The following is a 19,560-nucleotide window of genomic DNA, read 5'->3' on the forward strand; positions in this document are numbered from 1 at the left end:
TTTTGATGAACAAGCGTAACTAGCCGCCCACCATATTGGAAACAAACTGCTGAATCAGCTCTTCGAGCACCAGCGCCGACTGGGTATCGCGGATCACACCGCCATCCTCGAGCATCTCCGGCGAGCCGCCCACGCTGATCCCGATGTACTGCTCGCCCAGAAGCCCTGCGGTCAGAATCGCTGCGGTGGAGTCCTGGGAGATCTGGCCTTCCAGGTCGCTATCGAGATTCAAAATCACGCGCGCGTCGTACCAGTCGGTGTCAAGATCGATCGACTCGACCCTTCCTACGGTCACGCCGGCCATGGTGACCCGGGCTCGGGGCTTTAGACCGCCGATATTGGAAAAGTTGGCTTCCAGCTGAAATGTTTGCGTCGGCGCCGACAGCGACAGCCCGCTGACCCTCAGGCCCAGAAACACGAGCCCGACAATCCCGGCCAGCATGAATAGCCCAACGCCGAACTCCATGGTTTTACTGCGTCTCATCAACGTGCTCCCACAATCAAAGGCCGCCGAACATTACGGCGGTAAGTACAAAATCGAGACCCAGCACCGCCAGCGACGAATAAACGACGGTGCGCGTGGTAGCGCGGGAAATGCCCTCGGAGGTGGGCACCAGGTCATAGCCCTGGAACACCGCGATCCAGGTCACCACCAGCGCAAATACCAGGCTCTTGATCATGCCGTTGCCCACGTCAGAGACGAAGGCCACACTCGCCTGCATGTTGCTCCAGTAGGAGCCTTCGAACACGCCCAGCCACTCGACGCCGACCAGATAGCCGCCGTAAATACCCACGACGCTGAACCCTACGGTGAGAATCGGCAACGCTACGAAACCCGCCCATAGCCTGGGCGCGACCACGCGCTTGAGCGGGTCGACCCCAATCATTTCCATGCTGGTAAGCTGCTCGGTGGCCTTCATCAGACCGATCTCTGCGGTCAGCGCGGAGCCGGCGCGCCCGGCAAACAGAAGCGCGGCCACCACCGGCGCCAGCTCTCTCAGAAGCGACAGCGCCACCATCTGCCCCAGCGCCTGTTCAGCGCCGAAATCGACCAGAATAGTATAGCCCTGAAGCGCCAGCACCATGCCGATGAAAAGCCCGGAGACAAGCACGATGGCAAGCGAAAGCACGCCAACGAAGTGCATCTGACGCACCCAGAGCGCGAACCCCGCCCGCGAGGGCACGCCAACGCTCGACTGGGCGAGAAACGCCCCGGCCCGGCCCAGTGCCTCGACCGTATCGCACCCCTTGCGCCCCAATCGGGTAATGAAACCAGCGCTTCGCGTGAATAGTGACTGCATCAAGACGTCCTTTCAGAGGGCGCGCCCTCCAGCATGTCGCGATAGAAGCTCGCCCCGGGGTAGTGAAACGGCACCGGCCCGTCCGGCTCGCCGTGCATGAACTGGCTCACCCGCGGATCCTGATGGGTATCGAGCGTCGCCGGGGTGCCGTGAGCGACGACCTGGCCGTCAGCGATCAGGTAGAGATAGTCGGCGATGCTCAAGGTCTCCTTGATATCGTGGGAAACCACCACCGAGGTCAGCCGCAGCGCCTCGTTGAGCCGTTTGATCAGCTGCACCAGCACGCCCATCGAAATCGGGTCCTGGCCGACGAAGGGCTCGTCATAAAGCACGAGCTCCGGGTCCAGCGCAATCGCGCGGGCCAGCGCCACGCGCCGGGCCATGCCGCCGGAGAGTTCGGCGGGGCTGAGCTCGCGCGCGCCGCGAAGGCCGACGGCCTGGAGTTTCATCAGTACCAGATCGCGGATCATGGCGTCCGGTAGATCGGTGTGCACTCGAAGCGGAAAAGCGACGTTCTCGAACACGTTCAAATCCGAGAACAGCGCGCCGCTTTGAAACAGCATCCCCATGCGCTTTCTAAGCGCGAACAGCGCCTTGCGCGACAGCGTGTGCACGTTCTGACCATCGATCAACACCCGCCCGCGATCCGGCGTAAGCTGGCCGCCGATCAGCTTCAGAAGCGTCGTTTTACCCGTGCCGCTGGGGCCCATGATAGCGGTCACCTGCCCGCGCATGATGCGCATGTTCACGCCGCGAAAGATATCGTGTTCGCCGCGGGAAAAGTGCAGATCCTCGATTTCAATGAAAGGCATTTCGGACATGAGTGGACGAACCCTCCTCCAGGATACAAGGCGAGCGAACCATCGCTAACGTAGGGGATGCGGGCTCATCTAAACCGGCAATCAAAAAAAACAGTGTTTTCGAATCATAGCGAACAATCCACTTTAACGCTACCGCCTACCCTCTTCACGCTTTGGTGTCAGACGTTTAGCGCGCCAATTGGACTATTTGAAATGGCCGTACCTTTGCCCGCTCGCAAAATGTTATTCTTGCCCGCTCACTCGCGACATCTTCAATGAGGCCTTCATGCCAGCGTCACTTGGCTCTCAAAGCACCCTGCGCGAAAGCGCCCTGCGCACGCTCTCGATCGAGCAGGCCGCCATCGGCGAGCTTCAGGAGAAGCTGGATGAGCAGTTCGACCACGCCTGCGCGCTGATTCTCGCCTGCCACGGACGCGTGGTGGTCACCGGCATGGGCAAGTCCGGCCACATCGCTGGCAAGCTCGCCGCCACGCTCGCCAGCACCGGCACGCCGGCGTTTTTCGTCCATCCCGGCGAGGCGAGCCACGGCGATCTGGGCATGATCACCCGCGCCGACGTGGTGATCGCACTCTCCAACTCCGGCGAAACCGCCGAAGTCACCGCTCTATTACCGCTGTTGAAGCGTTTGGGCGTACCGCTGATCAGCATGACCGGCCGCCCCCACTCCACGCTTGGCACCCACGCCGACGCTCACCTCGACAGCGGCGTTGCGCGCGAGGCGTGCCCGCTCGATCTCGCCCCTACTAGCTCGACCACCGCGGCGCTGGCGCTCGGCGATGCGCTGGCGGTGGCACTTTTGGAGGCGCGCGGCTTCACCGCCGAGGATTTCGCGCTGTCGCACCCCGGCGGCAGCCTGGGCAAGCGTCTGCTTTTACGGGTGAAGGATTTAATGCACAGCGGCGAGCGCCTGCCGGTGGTCGCGCTGGGCAGCCCGCTACGCGATGCGTTGCTGGAAATTACCCGTCAGGGGCTCGGTTTCACCTGCGTGATCGATGAACAAGGCCGCCTGGCCGGCGTCTATACCGACGGTGACCTGCGCCGCACCCTCGATGAACATCACGATCTTCGCGATGTCAGCGTCGATGCGGTCATGACCCGCCCTGGTAAGCGCGTGCGCCCGGAGATGCTCGCCGCCGAGGCGGTGCGCCTGATGGAGGATAGCCGCATTACCGCGCTGGCAGTCGTGGATGAGCACGAGCGCCCCGTCGGCGCCCTGCACATGCACGACCTGCTCTCGAGCGGCGTAATCTAAGCGCTCGGGTCGTCCTCGCACGACGCCTTGCATCACTACTTTCTTTACTTTTTGACAGACCCACTGGAGAGACCATGGCCGTACCCGACGCTTTGAATGACCGCCTTCGCAACGTTCGCCTGCTCGCCATCGATGTCGATGGTGTGCTCACCGACGGCCGCCTCTACTTTCAGGCCGACGGCATCGAAATCAAGGCATTTCACACCCAGGATGGCCACGGCTTGAAGCTCTTGAAGCGCGCGGGTTTTCATGTAGCGCTGATTACCGGGCGCGACTCGCCCATGGTCAGCCAGCGCGCCGCCGCGCTCGGGATCACCCACGTCCACCAGGGCGTCGAGGACAAGCTCGCCACTCTGAAGGCGCTCTGCTCGCGGCTGTCGCTCGAGCTTGACCAGGTCGCCTACTGCGGCGACGACCTGCCGGATCTCAAATGCATCAAGCGCTCCGGCGTCGGCATCACCATGCCCAACGCGCCGGATTACATGCATACCCACGCCGACTGGATCACCGATGCCCTCGGCGGTCACGGCGCGGTGCGTGAAATCTGCGATACGCTATTGATGACCCAGGGCCACTGGGACGCCGTCATGGACACCTATCTTTAACCGACCGAGGAAACGCGATGCCGGGCTCGACGGCAGGACGCATCAAAAAGCGCCTTTGGATGCCTGCGCTAGTGATTGCGCTGGGCGCCTGGCTCGTATGGCTCGACCCGGGCGGGCGCGAGGCCCTCGAGGTCGACCCCGAGGTGCAGCGCGAAGAGCCGGGGCACGTGCTCGATAACGCAAGGCTGACGCTTTTCGACGACACCGGCGCGGTGTCTCAGCGCCTCGAGACGCCGCAGCTTATTCACACGCCCCAGCAGGCGCTGACCGAAATCGAGGCGCCAGAGGCCACCCTGTTCGATTCCGAACAGCGCCAGTGGCTGGCCAACGCCGATCGCGGCATACTGCAAAACGAGCGCCAGACGCTGGTAATGGAGGGCAATGCCCGCCTGCTCGCCCCGGATGAAGGGTGGCAGCTCGATACCGAGCGTTTTGTCTACGACGGCCGCGAGCGCCACGCCTATACCGAGGCGCCCGCGCTTTTACAGCAGCCGCCGCAGCGTATGAGCGCCGAGCGCATGGATGTCTGGCTCGACGAAAGCCGGGTGCGCATGAGCGACAATGTGCGCGGTACCCACCCACCGGTGCCGGCTCGGCCCACGACCGATTCGTCCCCCCAGGACCTCAACCCTCAGGAGTAATCATGCACGCTTATTTTCGCATCGCACTGCTCGGCCTGGCTCTGCCGCTGACCGCTCTGGCCCAAACCAGCCAGGCGCCCGTCGAAGTGGAAGCCGACCGGCTCGATCTCGACCAGCGTGCAGGCACCGCGGTCTATTCCGGCAACGTCAACATTCGCCAGGGCGAGATGCAGATTCGCGGCGACCGCGTCGAAATCACCCGTAACGACGCTGGCGAGCTGTCGCAAGCTACCGCCACCGGCGAGCGCGCCTACCTGCGCAACCAGCTCGAAGGCGAGCCGGCGCCGATGGAGGGCTGGGCGCGGCGCATCATCTATCACGTCAGCGAGCGCCGGGTCGAGTTGATCGACCAGGCCGAGCTCACCCAGCGAAGCGACCGCTTTCGCGGCGGGCGGCTCGAGTACTTCATCGACCGCGAAGTGGTGCAGGCGCGCTCCGACGTTAGCGGCAGCGACAACCAGCGTATCCGCATGACGCTGCAGCCCGCACAATAGGAGAGCCACCGTGTCGAGCACTACATCCGAGGCGGTAAAGACGCTTCACGCCCGCCATCTGGCCAAGAGCTACAAACGCCGCCGGGTGGTGAAAGACATCAACCTTGAAATCGAACAGGGCAGCGTCGTCGGACTTCTGGGCCCCAACGGCGCGGGCAAGACCACGTCGTTTTACATGATCGTAGGGCTGGTCAAGGCCGACGCCGGCTCGGTCGGCATCGACGCGCTGGATTTATCGAAGGCGCCGATGCACGAGCGCGCCAACGCCGGGATTGGCTACCTGCCCCAGGAAGCATCGATCTTTCGCAAGCTTTCGGTGGCCGACAACATTCTGGCGATTCTGGAAACGCGCAAGGATCTCGACCGGCACGCCCGCCAGGAGCGCCTGGAGCAGCTACTGGAAGATTTTCATATCACCCATATTCGCGACAACCTCGGCATGAGCCTCTCCGGCGGCGAGCGTAGGCGGGTGGAGATCGCCCGGTCGCTCGCCACCGACCCGGCCTTCATTCTGCTCGACGAACCCTTCGCCGGGGTCGATCCGATCTCGGTGGGCGAAATCAAATCGATCATCCTCGCGCTCAAGGCGCGCCACATCGGCGTGCTGATCACCGACCACAACGTGCGTGAAACCCTGGACATCTGTGATATCGCCTACATCGTTGGCGACGGCCACATCATCGCCAGCGGCAACGCCGATGCCATTCTCAACAACCAAAAAGTGCGCGAGGTCTATCTGGGCGCGGACTTTCGCCTCTAACCCGGTGTCAAACATAAAGTTCCGTTTACTGGCATATTTATTGCACTTGCGTCTTAACGCCACTCGCTCTAGTGTGGAGCTTTACCCGTAACGAGTGGTTCTTCGATGGTCATGAAAGCTTCCTTGCAGCTGCGGGTAGGCACGCAGCTGACCATGACACCGCAACTGCAGCAGGCCATTGCCCTGCTGCAACTCTCGACGCTGGATCTGCGTCAGGAGATTCAGCAGGCGCTCGACGCCAACCCACTGCTGGAGCAGGAGGACGAGTTCGGCGAGGAACGCACGGTCGAAACCGCGGAAACCGAGTGGGAAGAGCACATCCCCACGGAGCTTTCGACGGACAGTGAGTGGTCCGACACTTACCAGGACATGGCCGGTGCCGGCGCCTCTTCCGAGGGCCCGGATTTCGAGCGCCAGGCGGCGGGCCAGAGCCTGCAGGGCCATCTCCTATGGCAGCTGGCGATGACCGACGTCACCCCGCGCGACTATGCCATCGCCGAGAGCCTGATCGACGCGCTGGATGCCAACGGCTACCTGACCCAGCCGCTCAACGACATTCGTGAAGGGCTCAAGGCGCAGGGCCTTGACGGCTTGAGCCAGCGGGAAGTGGAAAACACCCTGCTGCGCATGCAGCAGTTCGAACCCACCGGCGTCTTCGCCCGCGACTTGCGCGAGTGCCTGATGCTACAGCTCGCAACGCTCCCCGACGACACCCCGCTGCTTATGCAGGCCAAACGCCTGGTGCGCCAGTTTCTCGAGGCGCTGGGCAAGAACGACCTGCGCCTTCTAAAGCGCCGCCTGAGCCTCGATGACGAGCAGCTCGACGAGGTCATCGGGCTGATTCGAAGCCTCGACCCGCGTCCGGGCAGTGCCTTTGGCGCCACGCACCAGAGCTATATCACGCCGGACCTGGTGGTGCGCCACGACCAGGAGGGCTGGCACCTGGAGCTCAACCCGGAGGCCCTGCCCAGGCTTCGCGTGCAGCCGGATTACGCCAGCCTCATCAAGCGCGCCGACAAGAGCCAGGACAATCAGTTTCTAAAAGAGCACCTGCAGGAGGCGCGCTGGCTGATCAAGAGCCTGTCGAGCCGTAACGACACGCTGTTGCGCGTCGGCCGTGAGATCATCACCCGCCAGATCGGCTTTCTCGAGCAGGGTGAAGAGGCGATGAAACCCTTGATACTGGCCGATATCGCCGAGGCGGTGGAGATGCACGAGTCGACGATCTCGCGGGTCACGACGCAGAAATACATCCACACCCCCCGCGGCGTGTTCGAGCTCAAGTACTTCTTCTCAAGCCAGGTGAGCGGCCAGGACGGCGGTGACAGCCACTCGAGCACCGCGATCCGCGCTCGGCTCAAGAAGATGATTCAGGATGAAACGCCGGGCAAACCCCTGTCGGACAGCCACCTGGTGTCGCTGCTCGAAAAAAGCGGCATTAACGTTGCCAGGCGCACCGTGGCCAAATACCGCGAAGCGATGGGCATTCCCTCTTCCAGCGAGCGCCGGCGCCTGCGCTAGGCGAAACTTGTCGCCGGGGCTTTGCAATGGCGGAAAAAGGGTTACAATCGAAGTACAGTCCTGGCTAAAGGAGCACGCCAATGCAAGTGAACATTACGGGCCATCACCTGGAACTGACCGACGCCTTGCGTGACTACGTCAACGAAAAGCTCGAGCGTATCGAGCGCCACTACGACAACATCACCACCGTTCAGGTGACGCTGTCGATCGAAAAAGAGCGTCAGCAGGCCGCTTGCACGCTCCACGCCGCCGGGGCCGATCTTCACGCTGAAGCTCAGGACAACGACATGTATGCCGCCATCGACGCGCTTGCCGACAAGCTCGACCGCCAACTGGTAAAACACAAGGAAAAAGCACAGGCCCGCGCCCAGGGCGCCGGCGTGCGTTGAACCAATGACCCTGGAAAGCATACTCCCCCCGGAACGCGTGCTGTTCGACGTCCCCGGGGGCAGCAAAAAACGCGTGCTGGAGTTCTTCAGCACTTTCATCGCCCAGAATACGCCCAGCCTCGACAGCCAGGAAGTCTTCAGCCGGCTGATTGGCCGCGAGCGTCTTGGCAGCACCGGCATCGGCAACGGCGTGGCCATCCCCCACGCCCGAAGCCCACACTGCAGTGCGCCGATCGCGGGCTTTCTAAAGCTCGCCGAGCCGGTCGACTTCGACGCCATCGACGGCGACCCGGTGGATCTCGTGTTCGTACTGCTGGTGCCGGAAGAGGCGGACGACACTCATCTTGCGCTTTTGGGTCAGGTCGCCACTATCATGAATGACGCCGGAACCCGCGCCCAGTTTCGCAAATGCGAAAGCCAGCGCGAGCTTCTCGAGCTTGTCACCGCGCGAATTCGCGAACACGCCGCAAGCTAAGCCGGCTCGACGCTCTCCTGCCCCATTGACCGAAGAGGCATTCGATGCAACTGGTGATCATCAGCGGCCGCTCCGGGTCGGGGAAATCCATTGCGCTTCAGGCGCTCGAGGATCTCGGCTACTACGCCATCGACAATTTGCCGGCGATGCTTCTGGGCTCGCTGGTCGAGGAACTTGGCCAGCAGGGCGAGCGTACCCACCTGGCGGTCAGCATCGACGCTCGCAACCTGCCCACGGCACTCGAGCGCTTTCCCGCACTGCTTCAGGATTTGAAGGCTGGCACCACGCGGGTGCAGGTGATCTATCTGACCACCGATGCGCGGACGCTGCTCGAGCGCTACTCGGCCACGCGGCGGCGCCACCCGCTGACCCGCGACAGCAACATGACGCTCGAGGAAGCGATCGCCAAGGAAGAAGAAACGCTGTTCGGCATTCGCGAACTGGCGGATCTGAGGATCGACACCTCGCGGCTCACGGTGCACGATCTGCGCCGACGTATCACCGACCAGCTCGGCCACGAGCGCCAGAGCCAGCTGACGCTGACGCTGGAGTCCTTCGGCTATAAGCGCGGCGTGCCGCTCGATGCCGATATCGTGTTCGATATTCGCTGCCTGCCCAACCCCTACTGGGACCCGACGCTACGCCCCTACACAGGGCGCGACGAAGAGATCATCGCTTTTCTGAAGGGCTATCCGGTGGTCGATGAAATGGGCCAGGACATCACCGACTGGCTCGAGAAGTGGCTGCCCGCCTACCAGCAGAGCCAGCGAAGCTACATGACCGTTGCCATCGGCTGCACCGGCGGCCAGCACCGCTCGGTCTATATGGTCGAGCAGCTCGCCCGCCAGCTGCAAAAGCGCCGGGCTCACGTTCAGGTTCGCCATCGCGAACTGGGGCTACACTATTCGCTAAGCGAGGCGACGCCGTTCTGACCAACGCGGGCCGTCGGTCTTGCTTACAACAAGGAATCGCTTGAAAGAAGGAAACAGGGTGGCGCAGAGATCCTTGACACTGACCAACCAGCGCGGCCTGCACGCACGTGCTGCGACCAAGCTCGTGACCTGCGCCCAGCAGTTCGAGTCGCGGATCCACGTTTACCGCCAGGCCCAGAAGGCGGATGCGGCCAACATCATGTCGCTTTTGATGCTGGCCGCGCCCTGCGGTACGGCGCTGACCGTCGAAGCGATCGGCGAAGATGCCGAAGCGGCGCTTGACGCTATCCAATCGCTGTTCGACTCACGCTTCGACGAAGGCGCTTGAGGCACCCCACTCACCCATCGAGCAACCCCATGCAGCTGATCCAGACCGGGAAGTACTCCCGCGTCCACTTCGACCCCGAACGCGATCTGTTCATCAAGACCTTTCAGCCCAAACCCTTCGACCGGCTGCGCTATCTGCTGCGTATTCGCCCCTACCCGGGGCGTAACTTCGCCTTGATCGCCGCGCGCCTGGAGGCGCTGGGAATCGCCACGCCCACTATTACCGAGGCGCGCCGCTACCGGCTGGTGACCGAAAACATTCACGGCGTACCGCTCAGAGAGCGGATTCTCGACGACCCCGATCTGCAGGCGCAGTATCTGGATGCGCTGGTCGCCTTCGACCGCGAGGGCATTCACTGTCGCGGGCTGCACACCGGCAACTTCCTGGTGCGCGACGGCCGCATCTTCGCCATCGACCTGGACGCCTACAAGGCGCCGCGTTTCTGGCGCTACCCGCGCCGTGAATACCTCGACTGCCTGAGCCGCTCGCTGACCGGCGACGAAGCGTTTCTGTTTCAACGCCTGCTCGACCGGTTGGGTCTCGACGAACACTACCGCCCGAAAGCGTAGCGCCAGACTCACCTGCGAAAGGCCCGCTCAAGCGGGCCTTTCGCACACATGGAAAGTGTCGACTTAGCTGCCGGCGACGGTCATCGCATCGATTAGCCAGCTGCCGGTGTGGACACTGCCCCGGGTGTCGATGTCGCTACCCAGCCCCTGCAATCCGGCGTACATGGTCTTGAGATTGCCGGCGATGGTGAACTCCTCTACCGGGTACTGAATCTCGCCGTTTTCGACCCAGAACCCCGCCGCGCCGCGAGAGTAGTCGCCGGTCACGCCGTTCACGCCCTGGCCCATCAGCTCGGTGACCAGCACGCCGCGCCCCATCTTCTTGAGTAGCGTGTCCAAGTTCTCGAGCGGCGCCTCGAGGCGAATGTTTCGCGCTCCGCCGGCGTTGCCGGTGGTGGCCATGCTCAAGCGCCGCGCACTGTAGGAAGAGAGCATGTAGCTCGCGATGCGCCCGCTTTCGATGAATCGATTGTCGCGGGTCTGCACGCCTTCGCCATCGAAAGGCGAGCTTGCCTGGGCGCCGACTTCCGTGGGCCGCTCGCCCAGGCTGAACCACTCGGGAAACAGCGGCTGCCCCAGGCTGTCGCAGAGAAACGACGCCTCGCGGTAGAGCGCTCCGCCGGCAAGCGCCCCCATCAGATGCCCCACCAGCCCCGCCGCCTGGGAGGGATCGAACAGTACCGGAAAGGTGCCGGTTGGCGGGCGCCGGGCGCCGAGGCGTCGCAGCGTGCGCCTGGCCGCCTCACGGCCCACACTCTGCGGGTCGCGAAGCAGGCGCGGGTCGCGGGCGCTGGTGTAATCAAAATCGCGCTGCATGCCGTTTTCGTTCTGGGCGATCAGCATGCAGGAGAGCGAGTGGCTGCTGCCCTTTTGCGTTCCCACGAAGCCGTGGCTGTTGGCGTAGACGCGCACGCCCTCGCCGCTCGAGATCGACGCCCCTTCGGACTGGTGAATGCCCGCGACCTCCCGCCCGGCCTGCTCGCAGGCGAGCGCAAGCTCGGTGGCGCGGTCGGTATCCAGCGCCCAGGGGTGGTGAACGTCGAGATCCGGCAGATGGGTCGCCATCAGCTCGGCATCGGCGAGTCCGGCCGCCGGGTCTTCGCCGGTATAGCGGGCGATCGACAGCGCCTTTTCGACCGCCGCCTTGATCGACGCGGCGCTTGCGTCACTCGAGGAGGCGCTGCCCTTGCGGCTGCCCACGTAGAGCGTTACCGCGATGCCCTGATCGCGGGAAAGCTCGACGGTTTCGACCTCGCCCAGGCGTACGCTGACCCCCAGCCCCTGATCGACGCTCGCGCCGACCTCAGCCTGATCGGCGCCCAGCTTTTTGGCCAACGCCAGTGCCTCCTCGGCCCGCGCGACGAGCTCTCGCTCCTGGGTGGCTGCGTCGAATGCCTGTGCCATAACTCTCTCCTTCTTCGCCCTGGTTGCTGGCGGATCAATGTAGGGGTCGCAGCTGGTATACTAGCCGGCGACGAATCTATCAAGTGAGTGCCTCATGCCTAAAAAACGCCGTGCGATCGAAGCTATTGAGCCCCAGGACGAGCAACCCGAGCGCCCCAGCAAAACCCAGCTCAAGCGCGAAATGCACGAACTTCAGGCGCTCGGTGAAACGCTGATCGCGATGAAACCGGCCGAGCGCGCGCGCTTTCCTCTCTCCGATGACATGCTCGCCGCCATCGACGAAACCGCACGCATCCGCTCCCACGAAGGGCGCCGACGCCACATGCAGTACGTCGGCAAGCTGGTGCGTAAGGAGGATCTGGAGGCGATCCATGCGGTGTTCGACGCCATCGAGGCCGAAAAGACCCAGCGCGATCACGCCTTTCATCGCCTCGAGAAGTGGCGCGACCGGCTGGTCGACGAAGGCGAGCCGGCGGTCGACGCCTTCATGGCGGAGCATCCGAGCGCGGATCGCCAGGTCATTCGCCAGCTGGTGCGCAACGCGCGCAAGGAGCGCGAGCAGGAAAAACCGCCGGCCAGCGCGCGTAAGCTGTTCAAACACCTGCGCGAAACGCTCGCTCTCTAAATCTCGCTCTCCAGGTCTTGCGCTTGATAACGGCGCGCTTCAGGACTGCGTGCCGCCCACGGTCAGCTCGTCGAGCTTGAGTGTGGGCTGGCCGACGCCCACCGGCACGCCCTGGCCCTCCTTGCCGCACACGCCCACGCCGGTATCCATCGCCATATCGTGGCCGATCATCGACACCCGCCCCATTGCTTCCGGGCCGTTGCCGATCAGCGTAGCGCCCTTCACCGGCGCGGTGATCCTGCCATCCTCGATCAGGTAGGCTTCGCTTGCCGAAAACACGAACTTGCCCGAGGTGATATCCACCTGGCCGCCGCCAAAGCTCACCGCGTAGAGGCCGCGTTTGACGCTCTTGATGATCTCGTCCGGGTCGTCCTGGCCTGCCAGCATCACGGTGTTGGTCATGCGCGGCATCGGCAGGTGGGCAAACGACTCGCGCCGGGCGTTGCCGGTCGGCGCCATGCCCATCAGCCGCGCGTTGAGCTTGTCCTGCATGTAGCCGGTGAGAATACCGTCCTCGATCAGCGGCGTGTTCTGGCCCGGGGTGCCTTCGTCATCGACGCTGAGCGAGCCGCGCCCGTCCAGGATCGTGGCGTCGTCCACGACGGTCACGCCCTTCGCCGCCACGCGCTCGCCCATGCGCCCGGCGAAGGCGGAGCTGCCCTTGCGGTTGAAGTCGCCTTCCAGGCCGTGGCCGACCGCTTCGTGCAGCAGAATGCCCGGCCAGCCTGCACCCAGCACCACCGGCATCTGGCCTGCCGGGGCGTCAATGGCTTCCAGGTTGACCAGCGCCTGACGCACCGCCTCTTTAGCGTAGCGCGCAGGCGCCCCCTGCTCTTTTAGCGTCGCCATCGAGTAGCGCCCGCCGCCGCCGGCGCCGCCGCGCTCGCGGCGGCCGTTTTTCGCCGCGATCACGCTGACGTTGAAGCGCACAAGCGGGCGAATGTCGGTGGCCAGCGTGCCGTCGCTTGCCCGCACCAGTACCACTTCATAGGTGCCGGAGAGCGAGGCGCTGACCTGGCTTACGCTCGGGTCCGCCGCCCGCGCCACGTTGTCGGCCTCCATCAACATGGCGACCTTCTCTTCGGCGGAGAGCCCCGCGAGCGGGTCGATGCCGGCGTAGAAGTGATCAAAGCGCGCCACCTCGACCTTCTGGCCCGGCAGCGTCTGGCCGCTTCTAACGATACCCGCCGCGGTGCGCCCCGTGTCCATCAAGGCATTGGCGTTGATCTGGTTGGAGTAGGCAAAGCCGGTCTTCTCGCCGGCGAGCGAGCGAACGCCCACGCCGCCGTCGATGTTGTAACTCGCCTCCTTGACGCGCCCATCCTCCAACACCCAGCCCTCTTGCCAGGTGCGCTGAAAGTAGAGGTCCGCGTAGTCGATGCCGGCGCCCAGGGCATAGTCCAAACCGGTATCCAGCGCCTTGAGATCGAGCCCGCCGGGCGTGAGCAGGATAGAGGCGGCAAAGTCCAAATCACTCGTATGTGCGGTCATTAAGGGCCTTCCAGAGTAACCCGCGGCGAGGTCCAGGGGCCTTGCACGCGAAAGTGTAAAGTTGTGGCTCGGTTGAGCGAGTCGCCAATGAGCTGGTCGGCGACCAGAAGCGCCGCGCCCACCGCCGGTGCGCCTACGGCGAGCGCGGCGATGGGCAGCGTTTGGCTGACCGGCAGTGTGACGCCCAGGCGCTGGTCGAGTTCACGCTCGAGCAGGTTAACATGTCCCGTGAGTCTTAACGTGGCGGCCGGCGCCTCGATTTGCAAGGGCTCGCGAAGCGTCAGGCGTCCACCGGCCACCCCGGCGCTGCCCTGAATGCGGTCGAACGCGGTGCCCTCCCCGGTCAGGTCGGAAAAGTCGAGCCGCAGCCGGCGCAGGATGTTGTCGAAGTTCAAAAGCCCCACCAGCCTGGCCGACGGCGAACTCATCGATAGAAAGCGTCCGTCGACGAGTTCGGCATCGAGCCGCCCGGTCGCCCGCGCCAGGTCGAGCTGCCAGGGGGCGCCTGGCCACTCCAGGCGCGCGTTGGCGCGACTCGCGCGGCTGCGAATCGGCACCGGTTGATCAAGGCGCTCCAGGGCGCTGCCGATATCACCGCCGCGCATCATCACATCCGCAGTGCTTTCGTGGCCCTGCCACCAAAGCTCGCCGGTCAGCGACAGCTCATCAAGGGTAAGGCCCACCGGCGACACCGAGAGCCAGCGCGGCCCGGTTTGCCAGTAGGCGGTCAGCGGCCCGATGCGGCTATTGCCCAGCGCCACTTCGGCAAGGCGCAGGCGGCCGTTGGGCACCCGCTCGAGCCACGCGGGTGCTTCGAGCGGCGCGGGCCGGGTGGTCTCGACCGCCGCCATCCAGGAGCTCGGCGCCGGCATCTGGTCGTCATTGGTGGAAAGCCCCATCAAGCGCTCGGCGTCGAGCGCTGCCACGGTGATATCGAGCGGGCGCTCGGCGCTCTGGCGGTAGGCCACTCGGCCGGAGACGATATCACCGCCCACCCGGGCATCGAGCGCGCGGTCCGCCAGCTGCGCCGAGAGACTCAGCTCGCCAAGGCAGGCGCCGTCGAAGGCCAGGCACGGCGTATCGAACATCAGCGAGAGCGGCTCCTCGAGCGGTGGAAACTCACCCGGCGCGGTTTCTCCCCCGCCTTCGGCAAGTAATGCGAGCGTGCGCTGCCAAGCCGCTACGTCGAGGCGCTCGATATCCGCCTCGACCCGCAAGCCCGCATCCAGCGGCGTGGCTTGAAGCGGCGCGGCACGGCCAACGGCTACTGCGCCTTCGATGCCCTCGCTCATCAAAAGCCGGGCCTCAAAAACGTCGCTCAGGGTCGCCTCGAGTGCGCCGCGCTCGATATTCGCCTCGACCCGCAAGGGCCAGCGCGCCCAGGCCGGCTTGTTAAAAGGCTCAGGCAACGCGCTTTCGACGCCTTCAAGATCGCTTTCGAAACGCAGGTAGGGCGTCGGCTCGAGGCGCACGAGCCCTTCCCAACCGGTACGCCCGTCAATAAGCGCCCGCGCTGGCTCTGAAGCAACACCCGCGAGGGTAAAGAGCGCCCCGGTATCGAGCTCGCCGGAAAGCGTAATGCCGCTGTCCGGCACGTCGAAGCGGGCGGTGATCAAACCTTCGAGCAGCCGCCCGTTGGCGCTGCCGGTCAGCGCGAAACGCGAACCGCGCTGCTGCCAGGTCATATCGCCTTCGACATCGGTCAACGGCGCCCGGGCGAATGGCGTGTAGTTGACCCGGGAAAGACGCGGGCGGGCGTTGATCTCGAGGGTGAGCGCCTCCGGATTCTCCAGCGCCACTTGCGCTTTCAGCTCGCCGTCGACCTGGCCGCTGGCCTGAATATCCGCCAGAAACGAAGTGTCGACCTCGGGAATCGCTTCAATGAAGTCGAGCAGACCGTCGGCGTCGGTGGAAAGAAGCCCGTCGATGGTGAGCGTTTCATCCTCCATCTTCACTTCGCCCTGGCGCGCCTCGATGCCCAGGCTCACCGCACGCTCGACCTGGGCGCTTAGCACCTGGTTTTGAAAGCCAAGGCGCCCCTCGACCTGCTCGAGCATCGGCCAGCCTTCGGCAATCGGCAAAAATCCGCGCTCGACGTCGAGGGACAGCGCCAGACTCGCCGGGTTGCCGGCGCGATTCTCGCCGAGGGGAAGCCCCAGGCGCACCGAGCCCTCGGGCACGAAGCCGCCGACGTCGTCGGCCAGCCACTCCTTGAGCCCTTCTCCCAGCACCTTGACCGGTAGCCACTGCGTTAGCGGGCGCTCGACGGCGTCGACGTTGGCGAAGTCGATGTTGAGGCCGAACTGGCCCCGGCCCGGAGCGTTGACCAGACCGAACCCGCCGGTGATCTCGGCGCCGTCCCAGCGGATGTCCAGATCGCGCCCGCTGACCATGGCCCTCGGGCCGTCGTACACCCACTCCACGAGCCCGTTGGCGCTTTGCAGCTGCATCGGTTCGGCGAATAGTTCAGGAAAGTAGAGCTGGCTCTCATTGGGACTTGCAAACATCACCCGCCCGCGGGAATCCCGCGCCTGCACCCAGGCATCCAGCGGCCCGCCGCCGGGTGCCTGCTGCCAGGGCTCGACGCTCAGGTTGGTGAGGGCGGCGTCCACGCCCCAGCGCCCGTCGAGCTGGCCCAGCGCCAGCCCCTGGACCTGGCCGCTGGGCGACAGCGTCTGCAGCACCCGGGTCACCGACTCGGGCAGAAAGACGTACTCACGCCAGGCGGTCAGCGAGGCGAGCTCGAAGGCGCTGGTGCGCAGCCCCCAGCGCCCGGGCTGGTGGTTCAAATACCAGTGGCGCGGCAGCGCCGGGCCTTCGCTGACGTTATCCGGCTGCGCCCACTCGACGCTTTCGGCGTTGGCGCTGAGCCAGGCCTCGCCGCCTTCGTCATCGCGCTGCCATTGGCCGTTGGCTTCGATCCGGCGCAGCACCGCGAGGCGCTGCTGGTGGCGCAGCGTGAGCTGCGGGATATCGACGCCGGTACGCACTTGCTGGAGTCTTCCGCCGAACCACTCACCCCAAACACGCACCGAGCCGCCGGCCTGTTCGATGTAGGGCATGTTGTGGGTACGAAACACCTCGCCAAGCCCCACCAGGTGGTCGAGCTGAAGTTTTGCCTGCACCACGGCAGAGAAGTCGTTGGGGCCGTCGCGGCCGGGCTGCATTTCCGCCTGTACGACCAGCGCGGGCTGGGCGCTATCACGCTCGGGATCGTCGTCGACGATATTGACCGTCCCTTCGAAACGCGCAAGCTCCTCGTTGCCGGCGAGCAACAGCCTGGGCGCGTTCAGCGAAAGCGCGCCCTGGTCGCCGTGAAAGGTGAGCTGGCTTTCGCGCATCCAGAGGCGCTGGCGCAGAATCAGCTCGGTCCAGCGGTCGATGCGATCGAGATCGACGTCCGGCTGATCGGCGAGCGCCAGCGGAAGCCGCGCGGGCTCAGGCCACCCCCAGCGGGCTTCGTCGAGCTGATAGAGGTGAAAGTCGAGCCCGGTTGCGCGCACGTCGCTGAAGATCGGCGCCCACTCCTTGAGCGAGGCCCAGCTATCGAGGCGCAGATAGGCGCTCTCGAGCGACACCAGCGCCGCTTCATCGGTACGTGCCTCGAGGCCGTCGAGGCGCAGCACCAGGTCGTTGCGCTCGAGCGATAATGCCAGGCTCTCGATGGTGACCGGCGCGCCGATCTGGCCTTCGAGCAGTGACTCGATGCGCGGGATCAGACCATCGGCCTGGCTGAACGCAAGCCGCAGGATCAGAAGCAGTAGCGCGAGCAGCGCCAGAAGCGAAGCGGTGGCGACCAGTGCCCAGCGCGTCAGAGTAGCCAGTGGAGTCATCTACATCAGCACGATGTCGTACTGCTCCTGGGAGTAGTGCTGCTCGACCTGGAACCGGATGGTCTTGTCGATGAACGCCTCCAGATCCGCCACCGCCGCCGACTCCTCGTCGAGCAGCCGGTCCACCACCGGCTGCGAGGCGAGCACCCGGTAAGTGTCGGCGCTGTAGGCGCGCTCTTCGCGCAGAATTTCGCGAAAGATCTCGTAGCACACGGTTTCCGGGGTCTTGAGCGTGCCGCGCCCGCTACAGGTCGGGCACGCCTCGCACAGCGTCTGCTCGAGGCTTTCGCGGGTGCGCTTGCGGGTCAGCTGCACAAGTCCTAGCTCGGTGACGCCGGTGCACTTGGTCTTGGCGTGGTCACGCTCGAGCGCTTTTTCCAGCACCCGGAGCACCTGGCGCTGATGCTCGACGTCCATCATGTCGATGAAGTCGATGATGATGATGCCGCCCAAGTTGCGAAGGCGCAGCTGGCGGGCGATCGCCGTGGCCGCTTCGAGGTTGGTCTTGAAGATGGTCTCTTCGAGATTGCGGTGACCGACGTAGCCGCCGGTATTGACGTCGATGGTGGTCATCGCCTCGGTCGGGTCGATGACCAGGTAGCCGCCGGATTTGAGCTGCACCTTGCGCGCCAGCGCCTTCTGGATTTCGTCCTCGACACTATAGAGATCGAAGATCGGCCGCTCGCCGGGGTAGTACTCGATGCGATCCACCGCGTAGGGCATGAACTCCTCAGCAAACTCGACGAGCTTGACGAAGTTTTCGCGGGAATCGATGCGCACCTTCTCGATGTCGTCGCGCATCATGTCGCGCAGGGTGCGCATAAAGAGCGGCAGGTCGTCGTAAATCACGCTCGGCGGCGCGGCGCTGATCTTGCGTTCGCTCACCTTGCGCCAGATGCGCAGCAGAAAGTACATGTCGCTTTCGAGCTCGTCGGCACTCACCCCTTCGGCGGCGGTGCGCACGATGAAGCCGCCGGTGACCTCGAGGGTCTGGGCCTCGATGCTCGCTTCCAGAAGCACTTTCAAACGCTCGCGCTCGGTGTCGTCCTCGATGCGCTGGGAAACGCCGTGATTCGGCGAGTCCGGCATGTAGACCAGGTAGCGCGAGGGAATCGAAAGATGGGTGGTCAGCCGCGCACCCTTGGTGCCAATCGGGTCCTTGGTGACTTGCACCACCAGCGCCTGGCCTTCGTGCAGCAGCGTCCCGATCGAGGGATGCGGCTCGCCGGCGACGCTCTCGGCCATCACTTCGTGGGCGTGAATGAACGCGGCGCGCTCCAGGCCAATATCGACAAAGGCAGCCTGCATGCCAGGCAGCACCCGCACCACCTTGCCTTTGTAGATATTGCCAACGATCCCGCGCCGTCGCGAGCGCTCGATCAACGCCTCTTGCAATACACCGTTTTCAACCAGCGCCACGCGGGTTTCCATGGGGGTCAAATTGATCAGGACTTCACCGCTCATGCGCTCTTCCTTAGGGCTCACCAGCATCAGGGACTCGCCAGCATCAGAAATTCCGTGTGGGTACCACTTTACAGGCGAGTCGACCAAACGGACACACCCTGGCGCGAAAGTAGCCGTGCCGTCTCGAAAAGCGGAAGTCCAACCACCGCCGAGTGGCTGCCCTTAATCTCTTCGACGAACACGGCGGCCAGGCCCTGGATCGCGTAGCCGCCGGCCTTGTCCTGAGGCTCGCCGGTATGCCAGTAGCGTGCGATCTCATCCAACTCGATGTCGCGCATGCGAACATCGGTACTCACCACGCAGGAGAGCGTGCCGGCAGGGCCGATCACCGCCACGCCGGTCAACACCTGATGGGTACGCCCGGAAAGTGCGGCGAGCATCGCGCGCGCGTCGTTTTCATCGACGGGTTTGCCAAGCGGGCGGCCGTCGAGCACCACCGCGGTGTCGGAGCCGAGCACTGGAAGTTCGGTTGAATCAATCAGGGCCCGCGCCTTGGCGATGGCCAGGCGCTCGACGTAAGCCCTGGCCGACTCGCCGGGCATCGGCGTTTCATCCACGTTGCTCGGGCGTACTTCGAGTGCTACGCCGATCGACTCGAGCAGCGCGCGGCGCCTGGGCGAGGCCGAGGCCAGACACAGAACGGGGATGGTCACGG

General features: G+C 64.5%; 20 protein-coding genes. 12 read left to right on the forward strand and 8 right to left on the reverse strand.

Translation table 11 applies throughout. From position 1 onward, the window contains the following. Positions 1–19 precede the first annotated feature (19 nt). From mlaD to ACGK9R_RS06580, 3 genes are read right to left on the reverse strand one after another with little or no spacing between them, the layout of a single operon-like run. Positions 20–484, reverse strand: a complete 465-nt coding sequence (gene mlaD, locus ACGK9R_RS06570; protein WP_394579471.1) for an outer membrane lipid asymmetry maintenance protein MlaD — start codon at positions 482–484, stop codon at positions 20–22. A gap of 16 nt (positions 485–500) precedes the next feature. Next, complete coding sequence (mlaE, locus tag ACGK9R_RS06575; protein ID WP_394579473.1) at positions 501–1,301, reverse strand: lipid asymmetry maintenance ABC transporter permease subunit MlaE; 801 nt, start codon at positions 1,299–1,301, stop codon at positions 501–503. Next, a complete protein-coding gene (locus tag ACGK9R_RS06580; protein ID WP_394579475.1) occupies positions 1,301–2,122 on the reverse strand; it encodes an ABC transporter ATP-binding protein in 822 nt (273 codons plus the stop codon). The genes mlaE and ACGK9R_RS06580 overlap by 1 nt, the downstream gene beginning before the upstream one ends. A 265-nt stretch (positions 2,123–2,387) precedes the next feature. On the opposite strand from ACGK9R_RS06580, the gene ACGK9R_RS06585 reads away from it, so the two are divergent. The 11 genes from ACGK9R_RS06585 to ACGK9R_RS06635 all read left to right on the forward strand — a co-directional run bounded on the left by ACGK9R_RS06585 (position 2,388) and on the right by ACGK9R_RS06635 (position 10,088). Further along, on the forward strand, positions 2,388–3,374 hold the full coding sequence (locus ACGK9R_RS06585; protein ID WP_394579477.1) for a KpsF/GutQ family sugar-phosphate isomerase: 987 nt from the start codon (positions 2,388–2,390) through the stop codon (positions 3,372–3,374). A 74-nt stretch (positions 3,375–3,448) separates the two neighbouring features. After that, complete coding sequence (locus ACGK9R_RS06590) at positions 3,449–3,979, forward strand: KdsC family phosphatase (protein WP_394579479.1); 531 nt, start codon at positions 3,449–3,451, stop codon at positions 3,977–3,979. 17 nt (positions 3,980–3,996) lie between these two features. Continuing rightward, a complete protein-coding gene (gene lptC / locus ACGK9R_RS06595) occupies positions 3,997–4,620 on the forward strand; it encodes an LPS export ABC transporter periplasmic protein LptC (RefSeq protein ID WP_394579481.1) in 624 nt (207 codons plus the stop codon). A 2-nt stretch (positions 4,621–4,622) separates the two neighbouring features. Then, positions 4,623–5,114, forward strand: a complete 492-nt coding sequence (gene lptA / locus ACGK9R_RS06600) for a lipopolysaccharide transport periplasmic protein LptA (RefSeq protein ID WP_394579483.1) — start codon at positions 4,623–4,625, stop codon at positions 5,112–5,114. Positions 5,115–5,124: 10 nt separating this feature from the next. Then, entirely contained in the window at positions 5,125–5,874 is a 750-nt protein-coding gene (lptB, locus tag ACGK9R_RS06605) for an LPS export ABC transporter ATP-binding protein (RefSeq protein ID WP_394579485.1), read from the forward strand. A 105-nt stretch (positions 5,875–5,979) separates the two neighbouring features. After that, on the forward strand, positions 5,980–7,395 hold the full coding sequence (locus ACGK9R_RS06610; protein ID WP_394579487.1) for an RNA polymerase factor sigma-54: 1,416 nt from the start codon (positions 5,980–5,982) through the stop codon (positions 7,393–7,395). An 80-nt stretch (positions 7,396–7,475) separates the two neighbouring features. Further along, positions 7,476–7,784 carry a ribosome hibernation-promoting factor, HPF/YfiA family gene (gene hpf / locus ACGK9R_RS06615; protein ID WP_394579489.1) on the forward strand — a complete coding sequence of 103 codons (309 nt, stop codon included), beginning with the start codon at positions 7,476–7,478 and terminating at the stop codon, positions 7,782–7,784. A 4-nt stretch (positions 7,785–7,788) separates the two neighbouring features. Next, the gene (locus ACGK9R_RS06620; protein ID WP_394579491.1) at positions 7,789–8,259 is read left to right on the forward strand and encodes a PTS sugar transporter subunit IIA; all 471 of its coding nucleotides are present in this window, start codon (positions 7,789–7,791) and stop codon (positions 8,257–8,259) included. Positions 8,260–8,303: 44 nt separating this feature from the next. Next, positions 8,304–9,191 (forward strand): RNase adapter RapZ, encoded by an 888-nt coding sequence (gene rapZ / locus ACGK9R_RS06625; RefSeq protein WP_394579493.1) that lies wholly within the window; start codon positions 8,304–8,306, stop codon positions 9,189–9,191. Positions 9,192–9,249: 58 nt separating this feature from the next. Next, on the forward strand, positions 9,250–9,519 hold the full coding sequence (locus ACGK9R_RS06630) for an HPr family phosphocarrier protein (protein ID WP_394579495.1): 270 nt from the start codon (positions 9,250–9,252) through the stop codon (positions 9,517–9,519). A gap of 29 nt (positions 9,520–9,548) precedes the next feature. Then, on the forward strand, positions 9,549–10,088 hold the full coding sequence (locus ACGK9R_RS06635; protein WP_394579496.1) for a hypothetical protein: 540 nt from the start codon (positions 9,549–9,551) through the stop codon (positions 10,086–10,088). Positions 10,089–10,151: 63 nt separating this feature from the next. Here ACGK9R_RS06635 and pmbA read toward each other — a convergent pair whose 3' ends face one another. Beyond that, positions 10,152–11,492 (reverse strand): metalloprotease PmbA, encoded by a 1,341-nt coding sequence (gene pmbA, locus ACGK9R_RS06640; RefSeq protein WP_394579498.1) that lies wholly within the window; start codon positions 11,490–11,492, stop codon positions 10,152–10,154. A 94-nt stretch (positions 11,493–11,586) separates the two neighbouring features. Between pmbA and yjgA the strand changes: the two genes are divergently transcribed. After that, positions 11,587–12,117 carry a ribosome biogenesis factor YjgA gene (gene yjgA, locus ACGK9R_RS06645; RefSeq protein ID WP_394579500.1) on the forward strand — a complete coding sequence of 177 codons (531 nt, stop codon included), beginning with the start codon at positions 11,587–11,589 and terminating at the stop codon, positions 12,115–12,117. 39 nt (positions 12,118–12,156) lie between these two features. Here yjgA and tldD read toward each other — a convergent pair whose 3' ends face one another. The 4 genes from tldD to ACGK9R_RS06665 form a co-directional block, all read right to left on the reverse strand. After that, on the reverse strand, positions 12,157–13,608 hold the full coding sequence (tldD, locus tag ACGK9R_RS06650) for a metalloprotease TldD (protein WP_394579502.1): 1,452 nt from the start codon (positions 13,606–13,608) through the stop codon (positions 12,157–12,159). Further along, positions 13,608–17,441, reverse strand: a complete 3,834-nt coding sequence (locus ACGK9R_RS06655; protein WP_394579504.1) for a YhdP family protein — start codon at positions 17,439–17,441, stop codon at positions 13,608–13,610. Before ACGK9R_RS06655 ends, tldD begins: the two co-directional genes overlap by 1 nt. Then, complete coding sequence (gene rng / locus ACGK9R_RS06660) at positions 17,442–18,905, reverse strand: ribonuclease G (RefSeq protein ID WP_394579506.1); 1,464 nt, start codon at positions 18,903–18,905, stop codon at positions 17,442–17,444. A 68-nt stretch (positions 18,906–18,973) separates the two neighbouring features. Next, the gene (locus tag ACGK9R_RS06665; RefSeq protein WP_394579508.1) at positions 18,974–19,558 is read right to left on the reverse strand and encodes a Maf family protein; all 585 of its coding nucleotides are present in this window, start codon (positions 19,556–19,558) and stop codon (positions 18,974–18,976) included. Positions 19,559–19,560: the final 2 nt, after the last annotated feature.

This window comes from Halomonas sp. HNIBRBA4712, assembly GCF_043558675.1.
In the GTDB taxonomy this organism is placed as follows: Bacteria; Pseudomonadota; Gammaproteobacteria; order Pseudomonadales; family Halomonadaceae; genus Vreelandella.